The sequence below is a fragment of the Thermomonas sp. genome, from assembly GCF_035369645.1.
Lineage (GTDB): Bacteria > Pseudomonadota > Gammaproteobacteria > Xanthomonadales > Xanthomonadaceae > Thermomonas.
On sequence record NZ_DAOOUM010000002.1, the window covers coordinates 1 to 25,080 of the forward strand.

Sequence of the window (25,080 nt, forward strand, 5' to 3'; positions counted from 1 at the left end):
ACGCGGTGAACACCCCGCAGCGCAAGATCATCCACGTCGACATGGACGCGTTTTATGCGTCGGTGGAACAGCGCGACGACCCCAGCTTGCGCGGGCAGCCGGTGGTGGTGGCGTGGAAAGGGGCGCGCTCGGTGGTATGCGCGGCCAGTTACGAAGCACGCAGGTTTGGGGTGCGCTCGGCGATGCCGGCGTTGCGTGCCGAAAAGTTGTGCCCGCAGGCAATTTTTGTGCCACCGGATTTTGCCCGCTACAAAGCGGTATCAACGCATGTCCGTGCGATTTTCCAGCGGTATACCGACCTCATCGAACCCCTTTCGCTGGACGAGGCCTACCTTGATGTCACCCAGCCCAAACAAGACCTAGGCAGCGCCACTGCGATCGCCGCGCATATCCGCGCCGCGATTTTTGCAGAAACCCAACTCACCGCCTCGGCCGGCATCGCGCCCAATAAATTTTTGGCCAAAATCGCATCCGACTGGAACAAACCCAACGGCCAATGCGTGGTGAAGCCGCAGCAGGTAGATGCCTTCCTCGCCCAGCTTGCGGTGGGCCGGCTGCCGGGTGTTGGCAAGGTGATGCAAGGCAAATTGACCGACTTGGGCGTTGCCACCTGCACGGATTTGCGCAAGCTTGGCGCGCAGGTGCTGGAAGCCCGCTTTGGCCGTTGGGGCCAGCGCCTGTACGAACTGTCGATGGGCATCGATCACCACCCGGTGCAGCCGGCGCGCCCGACATTGCAAATCTCATCGGAAGACACCTTTGCCAGTGACCACTTGCTGGACGAACTGGCCCCCGCGATCTGCCGTCTTGCCACCGATACTTGGGCCGGCTATGCCAAAGAGTGGCAGCAACACCCTGGGCGGATCGCGCGCACCGTGGTATTGAAGCTGAAGACCAGCGACTTTCGCATCCTGACCCGCAGCCTGACCGCCAGCGCACCGCCAACCAGCGAGCAACAATTGGCCGCAATCGCCTGCGCCCTGCGCGAGCGCGTGGCGCTGCCCATCAATACCCGCTACCGACTGGTTGGCGTGGGCCTGTCGGGGTTTGCGGCATTGGACGACAGCCCCGTACAAGACGACTTGTTTGATACCCCGGCGGAGCACGATCACGGCTGATCCGCGCAGGCAACGGTGCAAGCGACGGTGCAGGCCATGACGCAATCACTGGAATATTCGCTCCAATCACGCGGTCTAGGCTGCGCGCATGAACACCACCGCACCCGGCGATACCGCGCACTTACCGATGCCCACCAGCATCCGCACCGCCGATGATCTGCGCGGCATCGCGCAATTATTGGTGCGTGGTGTGGCCGCTACCACCGACCTGACCGAAGCCGTACACGCCAATATTCTTGCCAGTATTTTCGCGCTGCCGCGGATATCGCGCGGCCGCCAACCCAGCACCACAACCCGCGGGATTTCGCGCATTGCCTATCAAGGTGTGCGCAAGCTGAGCGGACTGCTGGGCAACGGGCTGGACGATGCGCTGGCCGCGCTTGCGCCACAGCTGGGGCAATCGCCCCCGTTCGAACAACGCACGGCGTTGCTGGCAGTCCTGAATGGCGTCCTCGGGGACCACTTACTGGCCAGTGGCAACCCGCTTGCCTTGCAAGCCGATCTGCAATGGCAGAACCAATCACTGACATCGGATGCAACGGCGTGGTCGGCGCTATCCACAGCCGCAACACCCCGCATCTTGGTGCAGGTGCATGGCCTGTGCATGACCCCCCAGCAGTGGTGCCACCGTGGCCACGACCACGGCCAACACTTGGCAGCGGCGCAGGGCTACACGGTGCTGCACTTGCACTACAACAGCGGCCTGTCGATTCACGACAACGGGCGGGTGTTTTCCGATCTTTTGCAGCCATTACTAGAACGTTGGCCGGTGCCGGTTGAACGCTTCGTCATCCTTGGTCACAGCATGGGCGGCTTGGTTGCCCGCGCCGCGATTGCCACAGCTACGCAGCAACAGCAGACGTGGGTGACGCAGCTGGATCAACTTGTCTGCTTGGGTACGCCGCATCTGGGTGCACCGCTGGAGCGCGCCGGCAACGCCCTGCAAACCGCATTGGGTTTGAGTCCGTGGACAGCGCCGTTTGTGCGTTTGGGGCAGTTACGCAGTGCCGGGATCCAAGACCTTCGCCATGGGCTTTGCGATGCCACGCAGGTATCTGGCAAGCGCAGCCAGCTGCAACTTCCCGCACATATTCGCGCGTATGCCGTGGCCGGCTCGACGCAAACGGTGCGCAGCGGTAGCCGCCATCCGCATCTGCGTGGTGATGGTCTGGTGCCCGTGCGCAGTGCGCTGGGCGAACACCCAGATGCGCAGCGCGCATTACATCTACCAGCGGCGCATCGCCTACTGGTAGAACGCACGGGGCATCTGGAATTACTCAGCAGTCCACAGGTGTACGCCCAATTGCAGCGTTGGTTGGCCTGATTGCGTTAGATTCTTCCCCAGCGGCAGGCCATGCTCTAGGCTTGCGCGATGACGACGATTACCAACACCGCCACCCCACAGCTGACCCGCCCACAACTGAAAATCCTCACGCTGGCGTCATTGGGCGGCGCGCTGGAGTTTTACGATTTTGTGGTCTTCGTGTTTTTTGCCAGCACCATGGGCGCGCTGTTTTTTCCGGCCGACATGCCCGGCTGGCTGAAGCAGGTGCAGACATTCGGCATTTTTGCCGCAGGCTATTTGGCGCGGCCTTTGGGTGGCTTGGTGATGGCGCATTTTGGCGATCTGCGCGGGCGCAAGCGGATGTTCATGCTCAGTATCTTGTTGATGGCGGTGCCCACCTTGTTGATGGGCCTGCTGCCCACTTATGCGCAGATCGGCGTGCTGGCGCCCATCTTGTTGTTGCTGCTGCGCATATTGCAGGGTGCCGCGATTGGCGGCGAAGCACCCGGCGCGTGGGTATTTGTCAGCGAGCATGTGGCGCCCAACCGGCGCAATTTTGCTTGTGGTTCGCTGTCGCTCGGGCTACTGGCCGGCATCTTGCTGGGTTCGCTGGTGGCCCTGCTCATCAATACGTTGCTGGACGCAGCGGCGTTGCTGGCGTGGGGTTGGCGCATCCCGTTCGTACTCGGTGGGGTGTTTGGGCTATTGGCCCTGCACCTGCGCAAGCAATTGCACGAAACCCCGGTGTTTACCGCGCTGCAAGCGCAAAAACGATTGGCCGAAGAACTACCACTTAAAACCGTCGTACGCGAGCACTTGGGCAGTGTAGCCTTAGCCATGTTATTGACGTGGCTACTCACTGCAGCAGTCGTGGTGACCATTTTGATGATGCCGACCTTTTTGCAAGGTCTGGGGGTAACCCGCAGCGATGCACTGACCGGCAACGCATTGGCGGTGTTGGCGGCGATGTTGGCTAACCTTGTCGCAGGCAGACTCGCCGATCGCTTTGGTGCAGGCCGGGTGCTGGCACTCTGGAGCCTTTTGCTGGGCATCGCGTTTTTTGTGTTCTATCGGCAAGCGCAAGCCGGCGCGTATTCGCATGTGCTGTATGCCATCGCCGGCAGCGCGGTGGGCCTGACCGCGATGGTGCCCGCCATTGCACTGGGTGGGTTTCCGGCCAAGGTGCGTTTTTCAGGGCTGTCGTTTGCTTACAACGTGGCGTATGCCATTGCCGGCGGGCTGACACCGGTATTACTGAGCCTTGCGATGAAAGACAACCCCAGCGCGCCATGGCATTACATGCTGGCGATGGCAGCGCTGGGGGTGGTGTTGGGCGGCATCGTGGAGATGCAACGCCTGCGCGGGCTTAGGGCAACACCCCTGACACCACCGGCAGGCTGATAAAACTGGCCTGCTGCGGGCTGGCCCAAATACGTTGGGTGGCTTTGCGGTAATCCCCCGGCTTGGCCAAGAAGATGTTGTCCACATAGGTTTGTGGATTGCGGTCGTACAGCGGGAACAAACTGGACTGAATTTGCACCATCAAACGATGGCCCGGCTGCAACGTGTGGTTGACGTTTGGTAAGTCGAAACGGTAAGCCAACGCTTGATCGGCAGCCAACGCCTTGGGTGTAGCAAACCCTTCACGATAGCGGCCCCGGAAGATGGTAAGCGCAATAGGTAATTCATACCCGGCCATTTTGGGATCATCCGGGTATTGATCCGGGTACACGTCGATCAACTTCACGACCCAATCACTATCACTGCCCGAGGTGGAAGCAAATAAATTTGCCACCGGCACGCCTGCCAGCTTCACCGGTGCGCTTAGCGGTGCACTGGCATAGGTCAGCACGTCGGTGCGGCCATCCACAAAGCGCTGATCGCGTACCAGCCACGTGGTCCATGTGGCGCGGTCGCCCATGTCCACCGGACGCGGTACAAACGGCACCGGCTTGGCAGGGTCAGACACATATTCTGCGTATTGGGCAGTACCAGCAGCAGGCACAGCACCCAGCGTTTGGTCGGCATGCAAATACAGCGGTTGCGCGGTGTGTGCGCAACCCTGCGCACAGCTTTGCGGCCAGTGTTGGTAGCTGTCCCAACGGTTGCTGGCGGCGTCAAAAATCCATACCGGCGGGGTTTTGGCTGCCGGCGCATCGGTCTTGAGGTATTGGTCGAAGAATGGCTTGAGCACATCACGTCGCCATTGCAGGGCGGTGTCGCCGTCAAACTTGAAATCGCCTAAATAGCTGCCATCGTAATTGGCTTGGCTGTGCCGCCACGGGCCTATCACCAAGAAGTTGCGGGTGTTGTCACTGTCTTTGGGTTCCAGCGCCGCCCACGAGTGGTTGGCACCGTACATGTCTTCCTGATCCCACAGGCCCTGTTCCCACATCACCGGCACCTTGATGCCGGGCAATTTTGCGAGCAGCTTGTCTAGGCCTTGTTGTTGCCAATAACTGTCGTAACTGGGGTGCTCCAACAGCTTGTGCCATGCGGGTAATTGCTCAAGGCCGGCAGCCCGCGCGTAATCCCCCACCGAGCCTGCCCGCAGAAAATTGGTGTAGTCATCATTGGTGGCACGTGGCATCCCCACGCCAGCACCACGTGCGGTGGTCTGTCCGGTGAGATAACCCAAATTAATCTGCCGATATGCGCCGTTCTGGAACCAATCATCCCCAAGCCAGCCGTCCACCATCGGGCTTTCCGGTGCCGCCACTTTGAGTGCGGGATGTGGCTCCAACAGGGCCATCACCACGGTAAAGCCTTCATACGATGAACCCAGCATGCCCACCCGGCCATTGCTTTCCGGAACGTGCTTGACCAGCCAATCGATGGTGTCATACGCATCGGTGCTGTGGTCGATCTTGCTGGCATTCAACGGCCCGCGCGGCGGCCGCGTCATGACGTACTCGCCTTCTGAACCGTATTTGCCGCGTATATCTTGAAACACCCGGATATAGCCATCTTCTGCAAATACGGTATCGCCTTGTGGCAGTGCATCCACCAAACGGGTGGCGTTGTCGCTGCGCTCGGCCCGCTTGGCGGCGTTATATGGCGTGCGCGTCAAAAGCATCGGCGCGGCATGCGCGCCTTTTGGCAGCATGATCACGGTGTAAAGTTTGACCCCATCGCGCATCGGGATCATCACCACTCGTTTGATGAAATCACGCTGTGGTTCTGGCGTCACAAACTTCTTGCCGGTGATGTCGGGCGTCATCGGCGCGGTCTGCGCCGTGGCAACGCCCACCATCATCAATGCCAATGCAAGTGCGGTTGCTCGCACCACAATATGCTTCGCCATCGCCTCACTCCAGTCAAATTGACTACCCAGTCTTGCACGCGGTCACCGCAGCCAACAGCCTGCCTGTCTTCACTTCGCACACCGCCAGGAAATGCCCTATGCTTGCGGGCTTACTGAACAACGCGACTGCGTCACTTTCTGTTGCAAATACGCCAGTGATGCCTCCACTTGATCGATCAAGATCAAACACAGTTCACCGGGTTGTAATTGCGCCAAGGCGTGATCGATGGCGGCAAATTCGCCGTGGATTTCAGTGATTTCCCGTGTCCGTGGCGCGTCTTGCAAACCTTCGTGCAAGAGCTGCACCACTTCGCCATCGGCGCGCCCACGCTGGCAGGCGTCTTGGTACAAAATCACGGCATCAAATGCTGCACCCAAGATCCGGGTTTGTTGGCGAATATCTTCATCGCGACGGTCACCGGCACCGCTGATCACCACCATGCGCCGACGTGCCGGCAGGTTTTCGACGGCGGCCACCAAGGCCTGCATCGCATCCGGGTTGTGGCCATAATCGGCAATCAAGGTGGCACCGTTGTAGTCCATCACATTGAAACGGCCGGGGGCATTGCCGGTATCGGACTGGAAGCTGGCCAAGCCCTGCCGAATCACGCCCCAATCCAGCCCTAAGCCCCAGCCTGCGGCCAATGCCGCCATCACGTTTTCCACTTGGAAGCCAATGCTGCCATTGCGCGTCAGTGGCACGCCAGCCAATGGCAAGCGCACTTCAAAACTGCCTTCCAGTGCTACCAAATCCCCGTTCTGTACAAACACCACCCGCCCACCTTGGGTTTTATGGGTGGCGATAACGGGATGCGCGGCATCGGCGGCGAAAAAAATGACCTTGCCGGGGCACTGCGCTGCCATGCCAGCCACGATGGGGTCGGTTGCATTGAGCACGGCATAACCGGTTTTGGCGACATTGCGCACGATGACGCGCTTGAGCACGGCCAGATCATCCACCGTGGTGATGAAATTCAAACCCAGATGATCGCCCACACCGATATTGGTGACCACCGCCACATCGGCATGATCAAACGCTAACCCTTCGCGCAACAAGCCGCCGCGTGCGGTTTCAAACACGGCGGCATCGACGGTTGGGTTCATCAATACATTGCGGGCACTGCGCGGGCCCGAACAATCACCCGAATCCACTTGCACGGCATTGACATACACGCCATCGGTATTGGTCATGCCCACGGTCAGGCCGCTGGTGCGCAACAGATGGCTGATCAAACGCACGGTGGTGGTCTTGCCATTGGTGCCGGTAACGGCCACCACCGGGATGCGGCCATTGCAGCCGGGTGCAAACATATGGTCGATGACCGCTTTACCCACGTCGCGGCCTTTGCCAAACGATGGCGACAGGTGCATGCGCAGACCGGGTGCAGCGTTGACTTCAACGATGCCGCCGCCTTGTTCTTCCAGTGGGCGCAACACGCTATCGCACACCACATCCACGCCGCAGATATCGAGGCCAATCATTTGCGATGCTTCCACCGCGCGTGCCGCCACCTCGGGATGCACATCGCCCGTCACATCGGTGGCGGTGCCGCCAGTGGAAAGATTGGCGTTGTTGCGCAACACCACGCGGCGGCCTTTTTCGGGGATGGCATCGGCGTGCAGGCCTTGTTTTTCCAAAGTCGCCAAGGCGATTTCATCAAAACGGATTTTGGTGAGCGAAGTGGCATGACCTTCGCCACGACGCGGGTCGGCATTGACCTGCTCCACCAACTGGCGCACGGTCAGCATGCCATCGCCACGCACGTTGGGCGGTTCACGACGCGCCGCCGCTACCAATTTATTGCCCACCACCAACAGCCGATAATCGCCGCCTGGCAGGTAGCGCTCGACCAAGATGTCATCGCGAAAACCCAAGGCAACGTCATAGGCGCGTTTGATTTCATCTTCACCACGCAGATTGACCGTCACCCCCTTGCCTTGGTTGCCGTCCAGTGGTTTGACCACCACCGGCAAGCCAATGTCCTGCGCGGCAGTCCACGCATCGTCGGCACTCCTGACGGCGCGCCCTTCCGGTACCGGCACGCCGGCGGCGCGCAATAATTTTTTGGTGAGGGCTTTGTCTTGCGCAATGGCTTCGGCAATCGCACTGGTGCGGTCCACTTCCGCCGCTTGAATGCGCCGTTGCTTGCTGCCCCACCCCATCTGCACCAAACTGCCACCGGTCAAACGGCGGCACGGGATGCCGCGATTGATCGCAGCTTCGACAATCGCACCGGTGCTGGGCCCCAGCCGCACGTCTTCATCCAGATCACGCAGTTGTGTCAGCGCCGCTTCCAAATCAAAGGGTGTATCTGCACGCGCGGCCAGGCAGAGCTGCTCGGCCAATTGCAAGGCCAGGCGGCCCACCGCCTCTTCGCTGTATTCCACCACGATTTGAAACACCCCCGGCTGTACCGTTTTGGCGGTACGGCTGAAGGTCACCGGACAGCCTGCTTGTGCTTGCAGGCAGATGGCCGCCACTTCCAGCGCATGTGCCAAGGTCAGAGTGTCGGTATTGCGGGTGGCGCGCAGAAAGCCAAGCGCCGGGAAACGTTCGCGCAGACGATCTTCAAACCCCAGCATGCCGGAAAGTGGCCGTTCACCCTCGGACAGGGTGACGATGGCTTCAATCGCGGTGCGTCGCGTCCATAGATTGGGCCCACGCAGGGCCCGGATACGTGAAATCTCCATCACGCGCCCTTGTTGTCGGTGTCGGTCGTGTCGAAGGCGCGCGCGGCGGCGGCCTGCTCGTGTTCAAAGTGTTCGATGCCGGCGGGGATCAGGTCCACCGGCACATCCAGTGCCCAACTGGCGGCAATCGCAGCCAGAGTGGCCTCGATGTGCTCCGGCGTGGCGGAAGTACCGGTCAATGCAAACCGCGACAAGCGCGCCAGCGGTTCTTCATTGTTGCCGATGGCTAAAATAATGGCGCCATTGCGCACGAACACCGCGCGTCCGCCTTCGGCCAGATGCTCGGCCAAGGGTGCAGCGTCGGCATGGCTGGCATAAAAAATCACTTCGCCATCGCATAACTCAGCCATGTTGGCCACCTGCGGTTCTGCGGCGTTGAGCACCGCGCTGCCGCCTTTCAACACCACATCCACTTGCGTGCGCAGCACATTGAACAAACGCTCGGGCGTGTCGATGTAGAACTCATGCAGTGACGCATCGCTATCGGCATCGGTCACCACCGCGACATGACAGCGGTCGTAGGGCAGCCCTTCGCTGAGAATGGCACGCGCACTGGTTTCAATGACCGCAGCGTCGATCGCCCGATTGATCAACAAGCGCTCGCCACCATCAAAATGGTTGCTCGGGCGTGTGCTCAGACTCCGTTGATCCAATTGCAAGCCCGTCCCACACGCCAGCCCCACATGCCGACCAGACAAATGCAGTAAGCGCGCAATCAATGCAGCCACGAGTGCCGGTTGCCTGCGTCCCAACACGCCAATTACCGGTACCCGACCACTGTCACCCGCTGGAAATAGATGTTCGACGATGGCCGGTCCCGCCGGACGCGGTTTGCCCACCGCAGGTTTGAGATGCATCAACAAGCTGGGCCCGGCATTGACTTCGACGATGGCGCCACGCGTATCTGCCAATGGCTTGCTGATATCGGTGGTGACAAGGTCAATGCCGGCGATATCCAAGCCCACGATGCGCGCGGCCAGCACGCCCGCAGCAGCCACATCGGGATGCACTTCGTCTGTCACGTCAAACGCCATATTGCCGTGGCGCAAAATGAGCACGTCCTGCCCAGCCGGTGGCACCGACTCGGCTGTGAAGCCTTGCCGCTGCAATTCGTGCTGGGCAATCGGTTCGCGGTCCAGCAGCAAGGTTTCCATCGGAAACTCTTCTTCCTCACCACGACGCGGGTCGCTATTGATTTGCAGGTCAATCAACTGGCGAATGGTGGACTGACCGTCGCCTACCACGGCCGCGGTAAAGCCTTTGTTGGCAGCCACCAATTTGCCACCAACCACCAGCATGCGGTGTTCGTCGCCCTGAATGAAGCGCTCGACCATCACCTCGCTGCCTTCTTCTAGGGCACCGGCATAGGCGGTTTCGATTTCTTCACGGGTGCAAAGATCGGCAAACACCCCGCGCCCATGATTGGCATCGGTGGGTTTGACGACAACCGGTAAGCCGATGTCCTCCGCGGCCTCCCATGCGTCTTCCGCACTGTCCACCACGCGGCCTTCCGGCACCGGCACGCCACAACTGGCCAGTAACGTTTTGGTCAAATCTTTATCGCGCGAAATGCTTTCGGCAATCGCACTGGTGTGCTCGGTTTCGGCAGTCCAGATCCGGCGCTGACGGCTGCCATACCCCAATTGCACCAAGTTGCCTTCATTCAAGCCCAAATGCGGAATCCCACGGTCGCTGGCGGCATCCACGATTGCCGCAGTGCTAGGCCCCAGCAAACGGCGGTCGGCCAATTCACGCAGTGGCCGCAGGCGTGCCTCTACATCGAATGGGGTGTCATTGATGGCGGCCATCAGCAGCTCGCGCGCCAATGCCAGTGCGGCGCGACCCACGCTTTCTTCGCGCACCCGCACCGCCACCTTGTAGATACCGCGCGGCCCGGCTTCGCGGGCTTTGCCAAAGCCGGTCTGCATGCCGGCCAGATTTTGCAGCTCGATCGTGACATGTTCGAGGATGTGCGCAGGCCAAGTGCCTTCGCGCAAACGCTGCACAAAGCCACCTGTGGTGCCAATGCTGCAACGATGCTCCTGCAAGCCCGGCAACCACGCGGTCAAGCGGTCGGTGAAGCCTTCGATTTTGTTGGAGGGATAGTCTTCAAGGTCGCCAATATCCACCCATGCTTCTAAAACCGGGCGGTAGGTCCACAGATTGGGCCCGCGCAAATAGGTGATGCGCAGAAAGGTGATGTCGTTGTGTTTCATGGGGTGGTTGCCGGGCGATCCAATCGTGCAAGCAGTGGTGAAGCCAAGGGTGTCCTGCGTTCGGGAAAGAGTATGCGGCTTCATACCGTCGCGCCATCCATCCCCATTCCGTCCCTATCCCATCGCCATTGCCGGGTGCATTCCGTCGTTATACTTTCCGGCCTTGGAACCAAGGGTTTCAGCGTACCGCAGCCTTGTTGCGGCGTCATGTTACGGAATATTTAAAGAGCCACCTTGATGCCGTCCACCCACGCCCCTGCCCTCGCACCCGCGCCTGCCGACAGCTGCCACGGCCTTGCCGAGCATTGGCGAAGCGCGCTGCTTGCGCAATTGCATGCGGGCGAAACCGCGCTGGGTGCCTTCACCATTGATTTGGATGATCGCCTGCATTTTGGCGATGGCGTGGTGGTGGTGACCGATCAACGCCTATTGGCGCATTTGCCGAATGCTACGGCTTGGCAAAGTTGGCCCTTGCGCGCCGACCTGCGCCTGCGCCATGGCGATCATGCCGGTGTGGGGCAAATCGAGCTATTGGATGCGCATGCGCGCTACCTGCATTGCCGCTTCACTCTGAACCAGAATGTTGCCGCATTGCGACTGCTGTCACTGTTTGAGCGCCAGCTTGAAGCCCACAACGGCCAGCCACAGTTCGATGACGAGGACGATACCCTTTGCCCGATCTGCAAAGCGCCCTTGCCACCCGACGAAGACGAATGCCCCACCTGCGTGCGCGAGCTGCACACCCCCCCGTCCACGTGGACACTACTGCGGCTCTGGCGCTTTGCGCGGCCCTACAAATGGCCATTGCTTGCCGGCTTCTTGCTGACACTGGCTTCTACCGGTGCCACCTTGGTGCCGCCGTACTTGACCATGCCATTGATGGACAAGGTGCTGATCCCATTCCAGAACGGCAATGCCATCGACCAACATTTGGTTTTGATGTTGCTGGCCGGCATCCTGGGCTCGGCCTTGATGGCATGGTTTTTGGGCTGGGCACGCACCTACATTCTGGCGTTGGTATCCGAACGCATCGGCTGTGACCTGCGCACCGTCACCTATGAGCATTTGTTGAAATTATCGCTGGAGTACTTCGGTGCAAAACGCACCGGCGACTTGATGGCGCGTATTGGTTCCGAGTCTGACCGCATTTGCCTGTACTTATCGCTGAACCTGCTCGACTTCATCACCGATGTCCTGATGCTGGCGATGATTGCCGGCATCTTGTTTTCGATCAACGCCAAACTGGCCTTGGTGACCTTGCTGCCACTGCCACTGATTGCATGGATGATCCAGCTGGTGCGCAACAATTTGCGCACTGGTTTTGAAAAAATTGACCGCGCGTGGTCGGAGTTGAGCAATGTGCTGGCCGACACCATCCCCGGCATTCGCGTGGTTAAGGCATTTGCGCAGGAAGGCCGCGAGGCACAACGCTTCCGCACCGCCAACCGGCACTACCTGGCGGTCAATGACAAGCTCAACAAAGTGTGGTCACTGTTCACCCCCACGGTCACCTTGTTGACCGAATTGGGGCTGATCGTGGTGTGGGCGTTTGGCATTTGGCAGGTGTCCAAACATCAAATCAGCGTGGGTGTGCTGACTGCCTTTTTGGCCTATATCGGGCGGTTTTACACGCGTTTGGATTCCATGAGCCGGATTGTCTCGGTGACCCAGAAAGCTGCCGCCGGGGCCAAGCGCATCTTCGACATTCTGGACCATGTCTCCAGCGTGCCCGAGCCTGCCAAGCCGGTGCAACTGCCGGCCGTGCAAGGTGCGATTACTCTGCGCGATGTGGGGTTTCGCTACGGCAACCGGGGTGTGATTCGCGGCTTGAACCTGCACATCCAACCCGGCGAAATGATTGGTTTGGTGGGGCATAGCGGCTCCGGTAAAAGTACCTTGGTGAATTTGATTTGCCGCTTTTACGATGTCACCGAAGGCGCGGTGCTGGTGGACGGGGTGGATATCCGCACGCTGGCAATTGCCGACTTCCGCCGGCATATCGGGTTGGTGCTGCAAGAGCCGTTTCTGTTCTTCGGCACCATCGCCGAAAACATTGCCTACGGCAAACCCAATGCCAGCCGCGAAGACATCGTGGCCGCCGCACGCGCCGCGCATGCGCATGAATTCATCCTGCGCCTGCCGCACGGCTATGACTCGCTGGTGGGCGAGCGTGGGCAAGGGCTTTCGGGTGGCGAGCGCCAGCGTATTTCGATTGCCCGTGCGCTATTGATCGACCCGCGCTTCTTGATCATGGACGAAGCCACCTCGGCGGTGGATACCGAAACCGAAAAAGAAATCCAACGCGCGCTTGATAATTTGGTCAAAGGCCGCACCACCATTGCGATTGCGCACCGTTTGTCCACCCTGCGCAAAGCCGACCGCTTGGTTGTGATGGAGCGTGGCCGCATCGTGGAAGTCGGCCCGCACGATGCATTGATGGCCCAGCAAGGTGCGTACTGGCGCTTATACCAGGCGCAGCTGCGCAACGTCGATCAAGAAAGCGAACTCGCGGAGTTGGCACTCGGGGGAACCGCGTATGAAAAACGTTGATTTCGATGTAAGCCTTGATGCATTTGGTCACCTGTGTTTGTGTTTGACCGATGGCAGCACCCACAGCGATGTGGTGCCGGTGCGCGCCTTCCCGATTGCCGCGCCGGATGACGGCGTCTCCATCATCGGCAGTGATGGTCATGAACTGGTGTGGATACCCAAACTTTCCGCGTTGGACACGCAACGGCAAGCGCTGCTTGAAGCCACACTTGCCCAGCGCGAATTCATGCCGGTGATCCAGCGTTTAGTACAGGTTTCCACCTTCGCCACCCCCAGCCAATGGACGGTGACCACCAGTCGCGGCGACACTGTTTTCACCTTGAAAGGTGAAGACGATATTCGCCGCCTGAACGCCAATACACTGCTGATTGCCGACAGCCATGGTGTGCATTATTTGATCAACGATATGGCTGCGCTCGACCGTAACAGTAAGCGGCTGCTGGACCGATTCTTGTAGCGCGGTAGCCGCTGCGGCCCACGCACGCTTTGCGCTGTCAAGCTGTTGCGCACACCGCGTGGCGGCGACAATGGGCGCTTCCGTTGCCTGCCTGACTCTTTTTGCATGACACCACTGTCCCCCGCCCTCGCCCGCAAGATCGCTCACACCATCGCCACCGAAATCGTGGCACAACCGGCGCAAGTGCAAGCTGCGGTTGCCCTGCTGGATGAAGGCGCCACCGTGCCCTTCATCGCCCGCTATCGCAAGGAAGTCACTGGCGGGCTGGATGACACCCAGTTGCGCAATCTGGAAACACGCCTGACCTATCTGCGCGAAATGGAAGACCGTCGCGCCGCGATCCTTGCCAGCATTGACGAACAAGGCAAACTCAGCGACGCGCTGCGTGCTGATATCGACGCCGCCGACAGCAAATCGCGGCTGGAAGATTTGTATCTTCCCTACAAACAAAAACGCCGCACCCGCGCCCAGATCGCCCGCGAAGCCGGCTTAGAGCGCTTGGCCGATGGCTTGATTCAAGACCCAACACAGGTACCGGAAGCATTTGCCGCGGCCTTTGTGGATGCCGAAAAAGGCGTGGCCGATGCCAAAGCGGCGCTGGAAGGCGCGCGTGCGATCTTGATCGAACGCTGGGGCGAAGATGCCACGCTGCTGGGCGAACTGCGCAGTTGGTTGGAAGGCAATGGGCTGATCCGCGCCAAGGTCGTAGAAGGCAAGGAAACCGCAGGCGAAAAATTCCGCGATTATTTTGACCACGCCGAAGCACTGGCGAAAATCCCATCGCACCGTTTGCTGGCCTTGTTCCGTGGCCGTCGCGAAGAATTTTTGCAATTGGATTTAGACCCTGGCAGCGATGCCGAAGCCGGCCACCTGTATGCCGAAGGCCGGATTGCCTTGCACGCCGGCATCGATATGCGCGGCCGCGCCGCCGATGCGTGGTTGCGCAATGCCTGCCGCTTGGCATGGCGCGCAAAAATCCATATGCATCTCCTGTTGGACTTGTTCAACCAAGCCCGCGAGAAAGCCGAAGCCGAGGCGATTGCGGTCTTTGGTGACAACCTGAAAGACTTGCTGCTGGCCGCACCCGCCGGCCCCAAAGCGGTGCTGGGCCTGGACCCTGGCTTGCGCACAGGCGTGAAAGTGGCGGTGGTGGATGCCACCGGCAAACTGGTGGCCACCGATACCATTTACCCGCACGAGCCGCGCCGCCAGTGGGAGCAATCGCTCGCCGCGCTGAAAAAATTGTGCGTCGCGCATGGCGTGCAATTGATTGCCATCGGCAACGGCACTGCCAGCCGCGAGACCGACAAGCTCGCGGGCGATTTACTCAAACGCGTGCCGGAGCTGAAAGCACAAAAAATCGTGGTCAGCGAAGCCGGCGCATCGGTGTATTCGGCCTCGGAATTGGCCGCCAAAGAATTCCCGAATCTGGATGTGTCGCTGCGTGGTGCGGTGTCGATTGCACGCCGCCTGCAAGACCCGTTGGCGGAGTTGGTCAAGATTGAACCCAAGGCGATTGGCGTGGGCCAATACCAGCACGATGTGGACCAGTACCGGCTGGCGCGGGCGTTGGAGGCGCGCGTGGAAGACTGCGTCAACGCCGTGGGCGTGGATGTGAACACAGCCTCGGGGGCCCTGCTGGCACGCGTGTCTGGCCTGTCTGCAACCGTGGCCGAAAACATCGTGGCGCATCGCGATGCCCATGGTGCCTTCAAATCACGCAAAGCCTTGTTGAAAGTGCCGCGCTTGGGTGAAAAAACCTTCGAACAATGCGCGGGTTTCTTGCGCATCATGCAGGGCGAACAACCGCTGGACGCCTCATCGGTACACCCGGAAGCCTATCCGGTCGTCGAGCGCATCTTGGCTGCGGGTGGCAAGCAGGTGAAACAGATCATCGGCGATAGCAGTTTTTTGCGCACGCTCAAGCCGGAGCAGTTTACCGATGAAAAATTCGGCGTCCCCACCGTGCGCGATATCCTTAAAGAGTTGGAAAAACCCGGCCGCGACCCACGCCCCGAGTTCAAGGCTGCGCAATTTGCCGATGGCGTGGAAGACATCAAAGACCTGCGCCCGGGCATGGTGTTGGAAGGCGTGGTCAGCAATGTGGCGGCGTTTGGTGCCTTCGTCGATATCGGTGTGCATCAGGACGGGCTGGTGCATATCTCGGCGCTGGCCGAAGGCTTTGTCAAAGACCCGCGCAATGTGGTCAAGGCCGGCGATATCGTCAAAGTCAAAGTGTTGGAAGTGGATGTGGTGCGCAAACGCATTGCACTCAGCTGCCGCATGAGCGACGAACCCGGCCCAGCACAGCCGCGCAGCGCCGACCGCAACGCAGCGCGTGGCAATGACCGCAATCAGGACCGTGGCGCACGCCCTGCTCCACGCCCGCAGCAAGCAGCACCGGCACTCAATACCGCGATGGCCGATGCGCTGAAAGGGCTGCGGCGCGGCTGAACCATGCCGACCTTGGAATCCCCCACTGGTTTGCCTGCACGGCCGGACACAGCCCAGCGGGCATGGATAATGGGCCGAAATGACCATCCAAACCACCCTCGACGATCCCCGCCCCTTGCCGCCAGAGCCGCCGCTGCCCAGTGACTGCTGCGATAGCGGCTGCGACCCCTGCGTGAACGATACTTACTCGGAAGAGTTGACGTACTACCGTCAGGCGCTGGCGGCGTGGCTGGCGCGGCACCCTGAGGCCACATAGCGCCAGTAGTCGGGTGCACCGACCATGGCAGCAATGGCTGCTGCGCCTTCCACCCGCCATTGACTGGCGGCTGGCCCGCACACGGCCAACGCACCGTGCGCAAACAACCACGTGCAGGCGTCAGCCTGGGAAAATTCGGTCGGCTGGGCGGTCAGTAATTGCGCCTGCTTGGGCCGCAAGCCTTCGCCACTCCGTTTGCCGTGGGCTTCTTTGAGTGTCCACAATTGATGGAAAGCAGCTTGCTTCAGCTCTGCTGGCTGGTGTTGCAGATAGGCCAGCTCATCATGTGAACAGACAAACGCCGCCAGCGCATCCCAATTCCGGGTGCGGCGCGGGAGTTCGATATCCACGCCAACGGCAGCTTCGGCCACCGCCAGCGCCAACCAGTCACCGCTGTGACTGATGGACAGCTGCAACGGTGCATCACTGGCATCGACGCACAACCGTGGGCGACCATCGGCGTGCGTATGCAACGAGATGCGCTGCCACGCGACCCCCAACTGCTGCGCTGCCAATTGGCGGGCCTGCCAATGCCCGGCGATAAAGCTGTCGCGTCGCGCCTGCGCACGCATGGCCGCAAACTGCTGGCGCTCGACCTCGGTCAGCCAATGATCGGCATGCGCAGCGGCCTGCGCCACCACATCGCCGATGCGCAGCAATTGCAAACGCACCAGCGTGCTCATCCGGGTGGCGCCTTTGGCACGCGGTTATTCCACCAACGCAGGTAATAATTTTTCCGGCTCGGCTTGTACGTCCAAGCGCAGCTCGCCCGCCACTGCATCCAGACGGATCCTGCCGCCATTGACCAGCTTGCCAAATAACAACTCATCGGCCAGTGGCCGCTTGATTTTGTCTTGAATCAAACGCGCCATCGGGCGTGCGCCCATTAGCGGATCAAAGCCATTTTGGCCCAGCCACTCGCGTGCGGCCGGCGTGGCCGACAGCGTCACTTGCTTGTCGTGCAGCAACACTTCCAACTCGATCAAGAATTTGTCCACCACCCGCAGAATGTGGTCAAAGCCCAGCGCTTGGAACTGCACGGTGGCATCCAGCCGGTTGCGGAATTCGGGGGTGAAGCTGCGACGAATCGCCTCCATCGCATCCGGGCTGTGATCTTGCTTGGTAAAGCCAATACTGCGCCGCGCCGCTTGGGTAGCGCCGGCATTGGTGGTCATCACCACGATGACATTACGGAAATTGGCTTCACGGCCATTGGTATCGGTCAGCGTGCCGCGATCCATCACCTGCAACAAGATGTTGAAGATGTCGGGGTGGGCTTTTTCGATTTCATCCAGCAACAGCACGCAATGCGGGGTTTTGACGATCTTCTCGGTCAGCAGGCCGCCCTGGTCGAAGCCCACATAGCCGGGCGGCGCGCCGATCAAGCGCGACACCGAATGCGGCTCCATGTATTCGCTCATGTCAAAACGAATCAGCTCGATCCCAAGCTGCATCGCCAGTTGCCGCGTCACTTCGGTCTTGCCCACGCCGGTGGGGCCGGCGAACAGGAAATTACCGATCGGTTTGTCGGGGTTACCCAAGCCACTGCGCGCCAGCTTGATCGCGCTGGCCAAGGTTTCGATGGCCGGGTCTTGGCCAAAGATCACCATCTTTAAATTACGTTCGAGGTGTTGCAGCACGTCCTTGTCGGAGGCGCTGACTTGCTTGGCTGGGATGCGCGCCATCTTGGCCACGATGGTTTCGATTTCCTCGACATCAATCAACTGCTTGCGCACGTTTTCGGGCAGCAAACGCTGGCGCGCACCGGCCTCGTCGATCACGTCAATCGCTTTGTCGGGCAACAGGCGGTCACCGATATGTTTGACCGACAAATCCACCGCTGCCTTGATTGCCTCATCGGCATAGCTGACCTGATGATGTGCCTCGTAGCGGGGTTTTAGACCTTGCAGAATTTGTACTGCTTCAGCCACGGTGGGTTCGGTGATGTCGATTTTTTGGAAGCGGCGGGCCAGTGCGCGGTCTTTTTCAAACACCCCGCGATACTCTTGGAAGGTGGTGGAGCCAATGCAACGCAGCTCGCCATTGGCCAGCACCGGCTTGATCAAGTTGGAGGCATCCATGGTGCCGCCACTGGCCGAACCGGCACCGATGATGGTGTGGATTTCGTCGATAAACAAAATGGCATGCGGCAGTTTTTTCATCGCCGCCAACACACCTTTCAAACGTTTTTCAAAATCGCCACGATATTTGGTGCCGGCCACCAAGGCACCCAGATCCAGCGCGTAAATCACGGCCTGTTGCAGCACTTCGGGGACTTCACCATCCACAATCCGCTTGGCCAGTCCTTCGGCCAATGCGGTCTTGCCCACACCTGACTCGCCCACATACAGCGGGTTGTTTTTGCGCCGGCGGCATAGCACTTGGATGGTGCGCTCGACTTCCTCGGCGCGCCCCACCAGCGGGTCGATCTTGCCGGCTTGCGCCAATTCGTTGAGGTTGGCGGCAAACTCGGTCAGCGGGTCGGTTTTAGCGTCCGCCTCACCCGCTTCGGGTTTGTGTTCGCCTTCCGCAGGCGGCGGCGTGGGTTCATCGTCATGCTTGGCAATCCCATGGCTGATGTAATTGACGACATCCAGCCGATGAATTTCCTGCTGGTTAAGGAAATACACCGCGTGCGAGTCTTTTTCGCCAAAAATCGCCACCAATACATTGGCGCCGGTCACCTCTTTTTTGCCGGACGATTGCACGTGATAAACCGCGCGTTGCAGTACGCGCTGAAAGCCCAGGGTGGGCTGGGTATCACGCTGATCGCCTTCGGCCAAGCGGTTCACCGAAACTTCAATGGCATTGGTCAGCTCATCCCGCAGCCGCGGCAAGTCCGCATGTACCGCGCGCAGCACCGCTTCCGCTGATGCGTTATCAAGCAGCGCCAGCAGCAGGTGCTCGACCGTCATGAACTCATAACGGGCCTCGCGCGTGCGCTGGTAGCACTGGCCGATGGTGTGTTCGAGATCCTTACTGAACATGGGCTGCAATCCGTGGGAACGCTTGCTTCCTATGTAGGGCGCATTCGTCCACAAGGCAAGCCCCACCCAAGAAACATGCCAATAATTGTGAAGTCAAAGCTATTTGCGCGCACAACACGCCCGTTCAGGCCTGCTCCATCGTGCATAACAGCGGGTGCTGGTGCATGCGGGCGTAATCGTTGACTTGGGCCACCTTGGACTCCGCGATTTCGCGCGTATAGACCCCGCACACCCCCCGCCCGCGTGTATGCACGTGCAACATCACCTGGGTTGCCGCCTCCAGCCGCATCGAAAAAAACTGAATCAACACATCCACCACGAAGTCCATCGGGGTGAAGTCATCATTCAGCAGTAACACCGTGTATTGCGGCGGCTTGGCCATGGCGGGGCGCGCGGGCGCCACCACCGTACCGTGATCTTGGGCGTGTTTTGGTTTGTCGGGTGTGTTGGGCATCCGCCAATTATACGAAGCCTGTGCATGGACGATATCGGCGGCAACAGGGACAATAGGCCGATGCAAGTGCAACCCTCACGTTTTTGGCAACCCGATGTCACCGTGGCCACAGTGGTGGTCCGCGATGGTCGGCTGTTGTGCGTGGAAGAGCTGGCCAATGGCGCATTGGTCATCAATCAGCCGGCGGGGCATCTGGAGCCCGACGAAAGCCTGCTACAAGCCGCCCTGCGCGAAACCCGCGAAGAAACCGGCTGGAACGTGCGTATCACCCATGTGCTGGGCCTGTACCAATGGCAGGCCCCTGAAACCGGCAAGCACTACCTGCGGGTGGCGTTTATTGCCGAGCCCGTGGATGCAATCCCCAACGCGGTGCTGGACACAGGCATCGTGCAGGCCTTGTGGCTGACCCCGCAGGAATTGCAGGCGCAAGCCGCACGTCATCGCAGCCCTTTGGTTTGGCAGGTGGTGGCCGATTATCTGGGCGGCAGTCGCCACCCGCTGGCCCTTGTGCAACATCTGTGATGACGGCGAACAAGATCGTGGTGGGTGTATCCGGCGGCGTGGATTCCTCCGTCGCCGCCCTGCTGCTGCGCGATGCGGGGCTGGATGTCATCGGGTTGTTCATGCAGAACTGGGCCGACGATGGCAGCGGCGAATGCCGCGCCGAGGACGACCGCCGCGATGCCGTGGCGGTGTGCGGCGCACTGGGCATCCCTATTCGCTTTCGGGACTTTTCAAACGAATATTGGGATGGCGTGTTTCAGCATTTCCTTGCCGAATATGCCGCCGGGCGCACCCCCAACCCGGATGTACTGTGCAATCGTGAAATCAAATTCAAGCATTTCCTCGATGCCGCCCGTGAGCTGGGCGCTGCGGCCATCGCAACCGGTCATTACGCCCGCGTGGATGCGCAGGATGGGCGGTTTCGGCTGCTGCGCGCGGTCGATCGCAGCAAAGATCAAAGCTATTTTTTGCATCAATTGGGGCAGGCGCAACTGGCATTCACGCGCTTTCCATTGGGTGAGCTGCACAAACACCACATTCGCCAGATCGCCAGTGCGCACGGCCTGCGCACCGCTGACAAAAAAGATTCCACCGGTATTTGCTTCATAGGCGAGCGCGATTTCCGCAGTTTTTTGGCCCAGTACTTGCCCGCGCGTGAAGGTGAGATGCGCACCCCCGACGGCACCCGCATCGGCACACATCCGGGAGTGTTTTATTTCACCTTGGGCCAGCGTGAAGGTTTGCACATCGGCGGCGTGCGTGGCCGCCCGCAAGCGCCGTGGTTTGTGGTGGCCAAAGATGTGGCCAACAATTTTTTGTATGTCGATCAAGGCCATGACAGCCCGTGGCTGCAATCACAAATGCTGCGCAGCGAGGCCGCACACTGGGTTGCCGGCAATCCACCGACAACGCGGTTTGCCTGCACCGCGCAAACCCGCTACCGGCAAACAGACGAAGCCTGCACCGTGGCCGTGCAGGACGATGGCACGCTGGTGGTGCAATTTGAGCGTCCGCAACGCGCAGTCACGCCCGGTCAATCGCTGGTGCTTTACGATGGCGATGTCTGTCTGGGTGGTGCTGTGATTGCAACCACCGATGCCCCCGTTCCCGGAACCCACCCATGAGTAACCCCATCGACGACCGCGTGCTGGCCTTGGCGGGTCTGTTGCAGGCGTTGGCGCAAGTGCGTCGCATCGCCGACACTGGCCAGTCCGACGGCAACCAAGTGCAAGTCTCCTTAGACAGCGTGTTTCACATCGACGCCAGCACAACCGAAGCCGTGTTTGGTAACACCGCAGCACTGCGCACCGGCTTGCATCAACTGCGCGACTACCTTGCCAATGGCAATAAAGATGAAGCACTGGGCAAACTGGCACTGGCGGTGATGCAACTGGAGCGCCGCTTTGTGCGCAATGGCGCGATGCTAGACCAGGTGCAAACGCGCTTGCGTCAATTGCAACCTACTGCCGCGCAATTGGGGAGTACCCACAGCGATGTCATTACCGCGCTGGCCAAACTGTATGCCGATAGTTTGAGCAATCTGCGCCCGCGCGTGATGGTGCAAGGCAACCCGCACTACCTTGGACAAGCGGGGGTGGTGGCCGAGATCCGCGCCCTGCTGTTGGCGGCGTTGCGTGCAGCGGTGTTGTGGCGGCAAATGGGCGGCAGCCTATGGGATTTCGTGTTTGCGCGCCGGCAAATGGCAGCGGCAATCGACGCACGCATCACCCATTAGCCGTGCCGTGTGGGGCCTACGGAACAAACCACGAAACCCCCAACCCCGCCTGCCAATCCGGTGCGCCGGCCACCCCGCGTAACACCGAGATATCCCATTGCAGACGCGGCGATGGTTGCCATGTCAGTCCGGTTCCCAGTTGGCGGCCTTGTTGTGCGCCGGTGCCAATGCCGGCTTCCACATAGCCACCCCAATCTTGATTGATGGCGTAACCCACACTGGGCGCAATCATCCAGCCGCGTGCAGCCCCCATGCTGCGATCTATGAAAATCGCCACGCTGCGTTCGTGTGCCAATGCCCACTGCGCCGTGATACCCAAGTCATACCCGCGTTGCCCACCCCCCAGCGGCGCGCGCCCGGTGGGCAAGTTCGCCGTGGCCAGCAGCGCCCATGACAGCGCGTCCCAGCGGCTGGGCAACGCCGTCTTCAGGCCAATCCGGCTATCACCCATGCCATGTGCTTGCCAATGCCCGCTGGCATCTTGCGTGCGCAACCCGCCGTAACTATCGGCACCCAATTGCAATTCCAAGGTGTCGGTCAAACCCAAGCGCAGCAGGCTATCGGCCAGCCATTGCCGGCTGCGCGTATCGCCATCATGCGAGAAGCTGACATCCGGCAGGCCCTGCTCCCAAGCGATACCTCCGCGCGGCAAGGTGCTGCTGGCAAACCCCATCCCGGGGCGATCAAATGCGGCGGCCGCGTCTTGCGCGTGTCCCGCAGGCGCAACCAACAGCGCTAGGAGGAGCAGCACCCACGCTGCGCCGCACTTCACCACGTCAAATCGTCCGGCACCTGATACTGCGGGTCTGCATAAGGGTCGTCTGCAGCAGGCGCATTGGGGTCCACCTGCAACGCCACCGAAGGCGCAAAAATGGTTGCGGCCTCGGCCAACACCGCAGCCTCCACCAACAAATACCGCCCGTTCATTTGCACCACACCCAGCGCACCGGCATTGAGCGCCTTCAATTGCTCGACGGTCACATGGATACGCTTGATCTTGCCGCCATATTCAAAGTGCCGCACATGCTCTGCATCGGCTGCATTGAGCGCCTTGTCTTTCAGAAAGCCTTCCAACCTTGCCTTCGCCTCGCGACGCAGGCGAGCGTCTTCCTGTTTGATGCGCTCGGCTTCAATGCGTTCGTCTTTTTCTTTTTGCGCACGGATCGCATACGCCTTGGCCAAGTCGATGTCTTCGCGGCTGCGCGGTTGATGATTGCGTGCTGGATGCTTGCGTGGCTCCGGCTTGCGACCCTGCGGCGCAGAGTTGCCCGGCTGTGCCGGACGCGGCTTGCCGGAGGCATGTGCAGGCCGCGCACCGGGGCGCACTGCCGACGTGGCAGTAGGTTTCGGTGCGGGTTTGGCGGGTTCCTTAAAACCCAGCCCTTTTAATTGGTCGCGTAGAGAATTACTCATAGAACCATCAGTCGTCAGTAATGCGGAGGCGGCGGCTCGCTGGCAGCATCCACGGTCAAAGGAGATGCTGCCATCGCGCTGCGGAATTGGCGGAGTTCATCCAGCGCCCGGTGCAGTAGCAACGCATTGCGTGCTTCTTCACTGCGTGCGGCGGCTAGGGCATCGGAGAGTTCTTGCAAGGCATGCTCTTGGAATGCGAGACGCATTTCCAGATCGATGATGCGTTGTTCCAGCGACGAGTGCATCACCATGACCTGCGCAGCGAGCGCCCACGGCCAATCCCGTAATAGGCGAGGTTTGCGGCTTCCACATCTTCCGGCACATACAGATTGCGCCCATCAAACACCACCGCATCGGCCAGTGTGGCGTGGATTTTGATGAAGTCGGGGCTTCGGAACTGCTTCCATTCCGTTATCACCACCAATGCATCCGCGCCTTGCAACGCAGCTTCGGCAGAATCGCACAGTACAAAATCGGCACGTTCGCCATAAATGCGGGCGGTTTCGGGCATCGCTTCCGGGTCATAGGCCCGCACCGTTGCGCCCGCGTCCCACAATTGCTGCAACAAGCGCCGGCTGGACGCTTCGCGCATGTCGTCGGTATTGGGCTTGAACGCCAAACCCCACAAGGCCACGGTCTTGCCACGCAGTGCCTCGACACTACCGTAATGGCGCACCATCAACTCAAACACATGCCCCTTTTGTGCGGCATTTACAGCCTCCACCGCGTCCAGCAAGCGCGGCTGCACACCGGATTGCTGCGCAGTTTTAGCGAGCGCCTGCACGTCTTTGGGGAAGCAAGAACCGCCATAGCCGGCACCGGGATAAATGAAGTGCCAACCGATGCGCGGATCCGAGCCAATACCTTTGCGCACCATTTCCACATCCGCGCCCACTTGCTCGGCGATGTTGGAAATCTCGTTCATGAAACTGATTTTGGTGGCCAGCATCGCGTTGGCCGCGTACTTGGTCAGCTCTGCCGAGCGCACATCCATCGTCACGATGCGGTCGTGATTGCGATTGAACGGTGCGTACAGGCGTTTCAGTATTTCAATCGCGGCCAGATTGTTGCCGCCAATGACGATGCGATCGGGGCGCATGCAGTCTTCCACCGCAGCGCCTTCCTTCAAAAATTCGGGGTTGGACAGCACATCAAATGCGATGTCCATATTGCGCTGCATCAGTGTGTCGGCAATCGCAGCACGTACTTTGTCCGCCGTGCCCACAGGCACCGTGGATTTATTCACCACCACCACTTGCCGCTGCATGTGCTGGCCGATACTGCGTGCTACCGCCAACACGTATTTCAAATCGGCGCTGCCGTCTTCATCGGGCGGTGTCCCCACCGCGATAAATACGATGTCACCGTGGGCAACACCTTGCGCAGCATCGGTGGTGAAATGCAGCCGACCGGCGGCATGATTGGCTTGCACCATCGGGGTTAGGCCGGGCTCATAAATCGGAATGTTGCCGTTCTTCAAGCCCTCGACTTTGGCGGCGTCGGTATCGACACACAACACGTCATGCCCGACTTCGGCCAAACAGGTACCAGTGACCAAGCCCACATAGCCGGTTCCGAATATACAAACGCGCATTCCACCCCTCCAAAACACAACGCCCGGGCGTGCCGTTCAAGGCACGCCACGGGCGATAATTA

General features: G+C 60.2%; 20 protein-coding genes. 10 read left to right on the forward strand and 10 right to left on the reverse strand.

From position 1 onward, the window contains the following. Positions 1–5: 5 nt before the first annotated feature. The 3 genes from dinB (at position 6) to PK789_RS00510 (ending at position 3,804) form a co-directional block, all read left to right on the forward strand. Positions 6–1,118: a DNA polymerase IV gene (gene dinB / locus PK789_RS00500; RefSeq protein WP_324306467.1), complete on the forward strand. Its 1,113-nt coding sequence runs from the start codon at positions 6–8 to the stop codon at positions 1,116–1,118. A gap of 88 nt (positions 1,119–1,206) precedes the next feature. After that, positions 1,207–2,442: an esterase/lipase family protein gene (locus PK789_RS00505; protein ID WP_324306169.1), complete on the forward strand. Its 1,236-nt coding sequence runs from the start codon at positions 1,207–1,209 to the stop codon at positions 2,440–2,442. A gap of 48 nt (positions 2,443–2,490) precedes the next feature. Further along, positions 2,491–3,804, forward strand: a complete 1,314-nt coding sequence (locus tag PK789_RS00510; protein WP_324306171.1) for an MFS transporter — start codon at positions 2,491–2,493, stop codon at positions 3,802–3,804. On the opposite strand, the gene PK789_RS00515 is transcribed toward PK789_RS00510, so the two are convergent. From PK789_RS00515 to PK789_RS00525, 3 genes are all read right to left on the reverse strand, one after another. Beyond that, a complete protein-coding gene (locus PK789_RS00515; RefSeq protein ID WP_324306173.1) occupies positions 3,770–5,707 on the reverse strand; it encodes a CocE/NonD family hydrolase in 1,938 nt (645 codons plus the stop codon). The genes PK789_RS00510 and PK789_RS00515 overlap by 35 nt on opposite strands. A 96-nt stretch (positions 5,708–5,803) precedes the next feature. Then, on the reverse strand, positions 5,804–8,398 hold the full coding sequence (cphA, locus tag PK789_RS00520) for a cyanophycin synthetase (RefSeq protein WP_324306175.1): 2,595 nt from the start codon (positions 8,396–8,398) through the stop codon (positions 5,804–5,806). Further along, positions 8,398–10,614, reverse strand: a complete 2,217-nt coding sequence (locus PK789_RS00525) for a cyanophycin synthetase (protein ID WP_324306177.1) — start codon at positions 10,612–10,614, stop codon at positions 8,398–8,400. The genes cphA and PK789_RS00525 overlap by 1 nt, the downstream gene beginning before the upstream one ends. A 237-nt stretch (positions 10,615–10,851) precedes the next feature. Here PK789_RS00525 and PK789_RS00530 point away from each other — a divergent pair, with 237 nt between their 5' ends. From PK789_RS00530 to PK789_RS00545, 4 genes are all read left to right on the forward strand, one after another. Continuing rightward, positions 10,852–13,164: a cyanophycin metabolism-associated ABC transporter gene (locus PK789_RS00530; protein WP_324306178.1), complete on the forward strand. Its 2,313-nt coding sequence runs from the start codon at positions 10,852–10,854 to the stop codon at positions 13,162–13,164. Beyond that, the gene (locus PK789_RS00535; protein ID WP_324306179.1) at positions 13,151–13,621 is read left to right on the forward strand and encodes a cyanophycin metabolism-associated DUF1854 family protein; all 471 of its coding nucleotides are present in this window, start codon (positions 13,151–13,153) and stop codon (positions 13,619–13,621) included. Before PK789_RS00530 ends, PK789_RS00535 begins: the two co-directional genes overlap by 14 nt. A 105-nt stretch (positions 13,622–13,726) precedes the next feature. Further along, positions 13,727–16,075 carry a Tex family protein gene (locus PK789_RS00540; RefSeq protein ID WP_324306180.1) on the forward strand — a complete coding sequence of 783 codons (2,349 nt, stop codon included), beginning with the start codon at positions 13,727–13,729 and terminating at the stop codon, positions 16,073–16,075. A gap of 79 nt (positions 16,076–16,154) precedes the next feature. After that, complete coding sequence (locus tag PK789_RS00545; RefSeq protein ID WP_324306181.1) at positions 16,155–16,331, forward strand: oxidoreductase-like domain-containing protein; 177 nt, start codon at positions 16,155–16,157, stop codon at positions 16,329–16,331. On the opposite strand, the gene PK789_RS00550 is transcribed toward PK789_RS00545, so the two are convergent. The 3 genes from PK789_RS00550 to clpS all read right to left on the reverse strand — a co-directional run bounded on the left by PK789_RS00550 (position 16,286) and on the right by clpS (position 19,772). After that, entirely contained in the window at positions 16,286–17,014 is a 729-nt protein-coding gene (locus PK789_RS00550; RefSeq protein ID WP_324306183.1) for a 4'-phosphopantetheinyl transferase family protein, read from the reverse strand. The genes PK789_RS00545 and PK789_RS00550 overlap by 46 nt on opposite strands. Before the next feature lie 24 nt (positions 17,015–17,038). Then, positions 17,039–19,318, reverse strand: coding sequence for an ATP-dependent Clp protease ATP-binding subunit ClpA (gene clpA / locus PK789_RS00555; protein ID WP_324306184.1), 2,280 nt, complete (start codon positions 19,316–19,318; stop codon positions 17,039–17,041). A gap of 124 nt (positions 19,319–19,442) precedes the next feature. Next, positions 19,443–19,772, reverse strand: a complete 330-nt coding sequence (gene clpS, locus PK789_RS00560) for an ATP-dependent Clp protease adapter ClpS (RefSeq protein ID WP_324306186.1) — start codon at positions 19,770–19,772, stop codon at positions 19,443–19,445. Between the two features lie 60 nt (positions 19,773–19,832). Between clpS and PK789_RS00565 the strand changes: the two genes are divergently transcribed. Genes PK789_RS00565 through hflD form a run of 3 tightly spaced genes read left to right on the forward strand, consistent with a single transcriptional unit; the run spans position 19,833 to position 22,011 of the window. Then, positions 19,833–20,294, forward strand: a complete 462-nt coding sequence (locus PK789_RS00565) for an NUDIX hydrolase (RefSeq protein WP_324306188.1) — start codon at positions 19,833–19,835, stop codon at positions 20,292–20,294. Continuing rightward, a complete protein-coding gene (gene mnmA / locus PK789_RS00570) occupies positions 20,294–21,400 on the forward strand; it encodes a tRNA 2-thiouridine(34) synthase MnmA (RefSeq protein WP_324306190.1) in 1,107 nt (368 codons plus the stop codon). Before PK789_RS00565 ends, mnmA begins: the two co-directional genes overlap by 1 nt. Then, positions 21,397–22,011 (forward strand): high frequency lysogenization protein HflD, encoded by a 615-nt coding sequence (hflD, locus tag PK789_RS00575; RefSeq protein ID WP_324306191.1) that lies wholly within the window; start codon positions 21,397–21,399, stop codon positions 22,009–22,011. The genes mnmA and hflD overlap by 4 nt, the downstream gene beginning before the upstream one ends. A 16-nt stretch (positions 22,012–22,027) precedes the next feature. Here the strand turns inward: hflD and PK789_RS00580 are convergent, their stop codons facing one another. Genes PK789_RS00580 through PK789_RS00595 form a run of 4 tightly spaced genes read right to left on the reverse strand, consistent with a single transcriptional unit; the run spans position 22,028 to position 25,018 of the window. After that, entirely contained in the window at positions 22,028–22,762 is a 735-nt protein-coding gene (locus PK789_RS00580; RefSeq protein ID WP_324306193.1) for a transporter, read from the reverse strand. A gap of 17 nt (positions 22,763–22,779) precedes the next feature. Beyond that, positions 22,780–23,424 carry a DUF2058 family protein gene (locus tag PK789_RS00585; RefSeq protein WP_324306195.1) on the reverse strand — a complete coding sequence of 215 codons (645 nt, stop codon included), beginning with the start codon at positions 23,422–23,424 and terminating at the stop codon, positions 22,780–22,782. Positions 23,425–23,438: 14 nt separating this feature from the next. Then, positions 23,439–23,669, reverse strand: coding sequence for a SlyX family protein (locus tag PK789_RS00590; protein ID WP_324306196.1), 231 nt, complete (start codon positions 23,667–23,669; stop codon positions 23,439–23,441). Continuing rightward, positions 23,669–25,018 carry a UDP-glucose dehydrogenase family protein gene (locus tag PK789_RS00595; protein ID WP_324306198.1) on the reverse strand — a complete coding sequence of 450 codons (1,350 nt, stop codon included), beginning with the start codon at positions 25,016–25,018 and terminating at the stop codon, positions 23,669–23,671. The genes PK789_RS00590 and PK789_RS00595 overlap by 1 nt, the downstream gene beginning before the upstream one ends. Positions 25,019–25,080 lie beyond the last annotated feature (62 nt).

Bases quoted from the DNA above. Each gene is read 5' to 3' on its own strand.
- PK789_RS00595 (WP_324306198.1), bottom strand. From the start codon at position 25,018: ATGCGCGTTTGTATATTCGGAACCGGCTATGTGGGCTTGGTCACTGGT.
- clpS (WP_324306186.1), bottom strand. From the start codon at position 19,772: ATGCCCAACACACCCGACAAACCAAAACACGCCCAAGATCACGGTACG.
- PK789_RS00545 (WP_324306181.1), top strand. From the start codon at position 16,155: ATGACCATCCAAACCACCCTCGACGATCCCCGCCCCTTGCCGCCAGAG.
- PK789_RS00535 (WP_324306179.1), top strand. From the start codon at position 13,151: ATGAAAAACGTTGATTTCGATGTAAGCCTTGATGCATTTGGTCACCTG.
- PK789_RS00510 (WP_324306171.1), top strand. From the start codon at position 2,491: ATGACGACGATTACCAACACCGCCACCCCACAGCTGACCCGCCCACAA.
- PK789_RS00515 (WP_324306173.1), bottom strand. From the start codon at position 5,707: ATGGCGAAGCATATTGTGGTGCGAGCAACCGCACTTGCATTGGCATTG.
- PK789_RS00585 (WP_324306195.1), bottom strand. From the start codon at position 23,424: ATGAGTAATTCTCTACGCGACCAATTAAAAGGGCTGGGTTTTAAGGAA.
- PK789_RS00540 (WP_324306180.1), top strand. From the start codon at position 13,727: ATGACACCACTGTCCCCCGCCCTCGCCCGCAAGATCGCTCACACCATC.
- PK789_RS00565 (WP_324306188.1), top strand. From the start codon at position 19,833: ATGCAAGTGCAACCCTCACGTTTTTGGCAACCCGATGTCACCGTGGCC.
- PK789_RS00590 (WP_324306196.1), bottom strand. From the start codon at position 23,669: ATGCACTCGTCGCTGGAACAACGCATCATCGATCTGGAAATGCGTCTC.
- PK789_RS00505 (WP_324306169.1), top strand. From the start codon at position 1,207: ATGAACACCACCGCACCCGGCGATACCGCGCACTTACCGATGCCCACC.
- mnmA (WP_324306190.1), top strand. From the start codon at position 20,294: ATGACGGCGAACAAGATCGTGGTGGGTGTATCCGGCGGCGTGGATTCC.
- PK789_RS00530 (WP_324306178.1), top strand. From the start codon at position 10,852: ATGCCGTCCACCCACGCCCCTGCCCTCGCACCCGCGCCTGCCGACAGC.
- PK789_RS00525 (WP_324306177.1), bottom strand. From the start codon at position 10,614: ATGAAACACAACGACATCACCTTTCTGCGCATCACCTATTTGCGCGGG.
- hflD (WP_324306191.1), top strand. From the start codon at position 21,397: ATGAGTAACCCCATCGACGACCGCGTGCTGGCCTTGGCGGGTCTGTTG.
- PK789_RS00550 (WP_324306183.1), bottom strand. From the start codon at position 17,014: ATGAGCACGCTGGTGCGTTTGCAATTGCTGCGCATCGGCGATGTGGTG.
- cphA (WP_324306175.1), bottom strand. From the start codon at position 8,398: ATGGAGATTTCACGTATCCGGGCCCTGCGTGGGCCCAATCTATGGACG.
- clpA (WP_324306184.1), bottom strand. From the start codon at position 19,318: ATGTTCAGTAAGGATCTCGAACACACCATCGGCCAGTGCTACCAGCGC.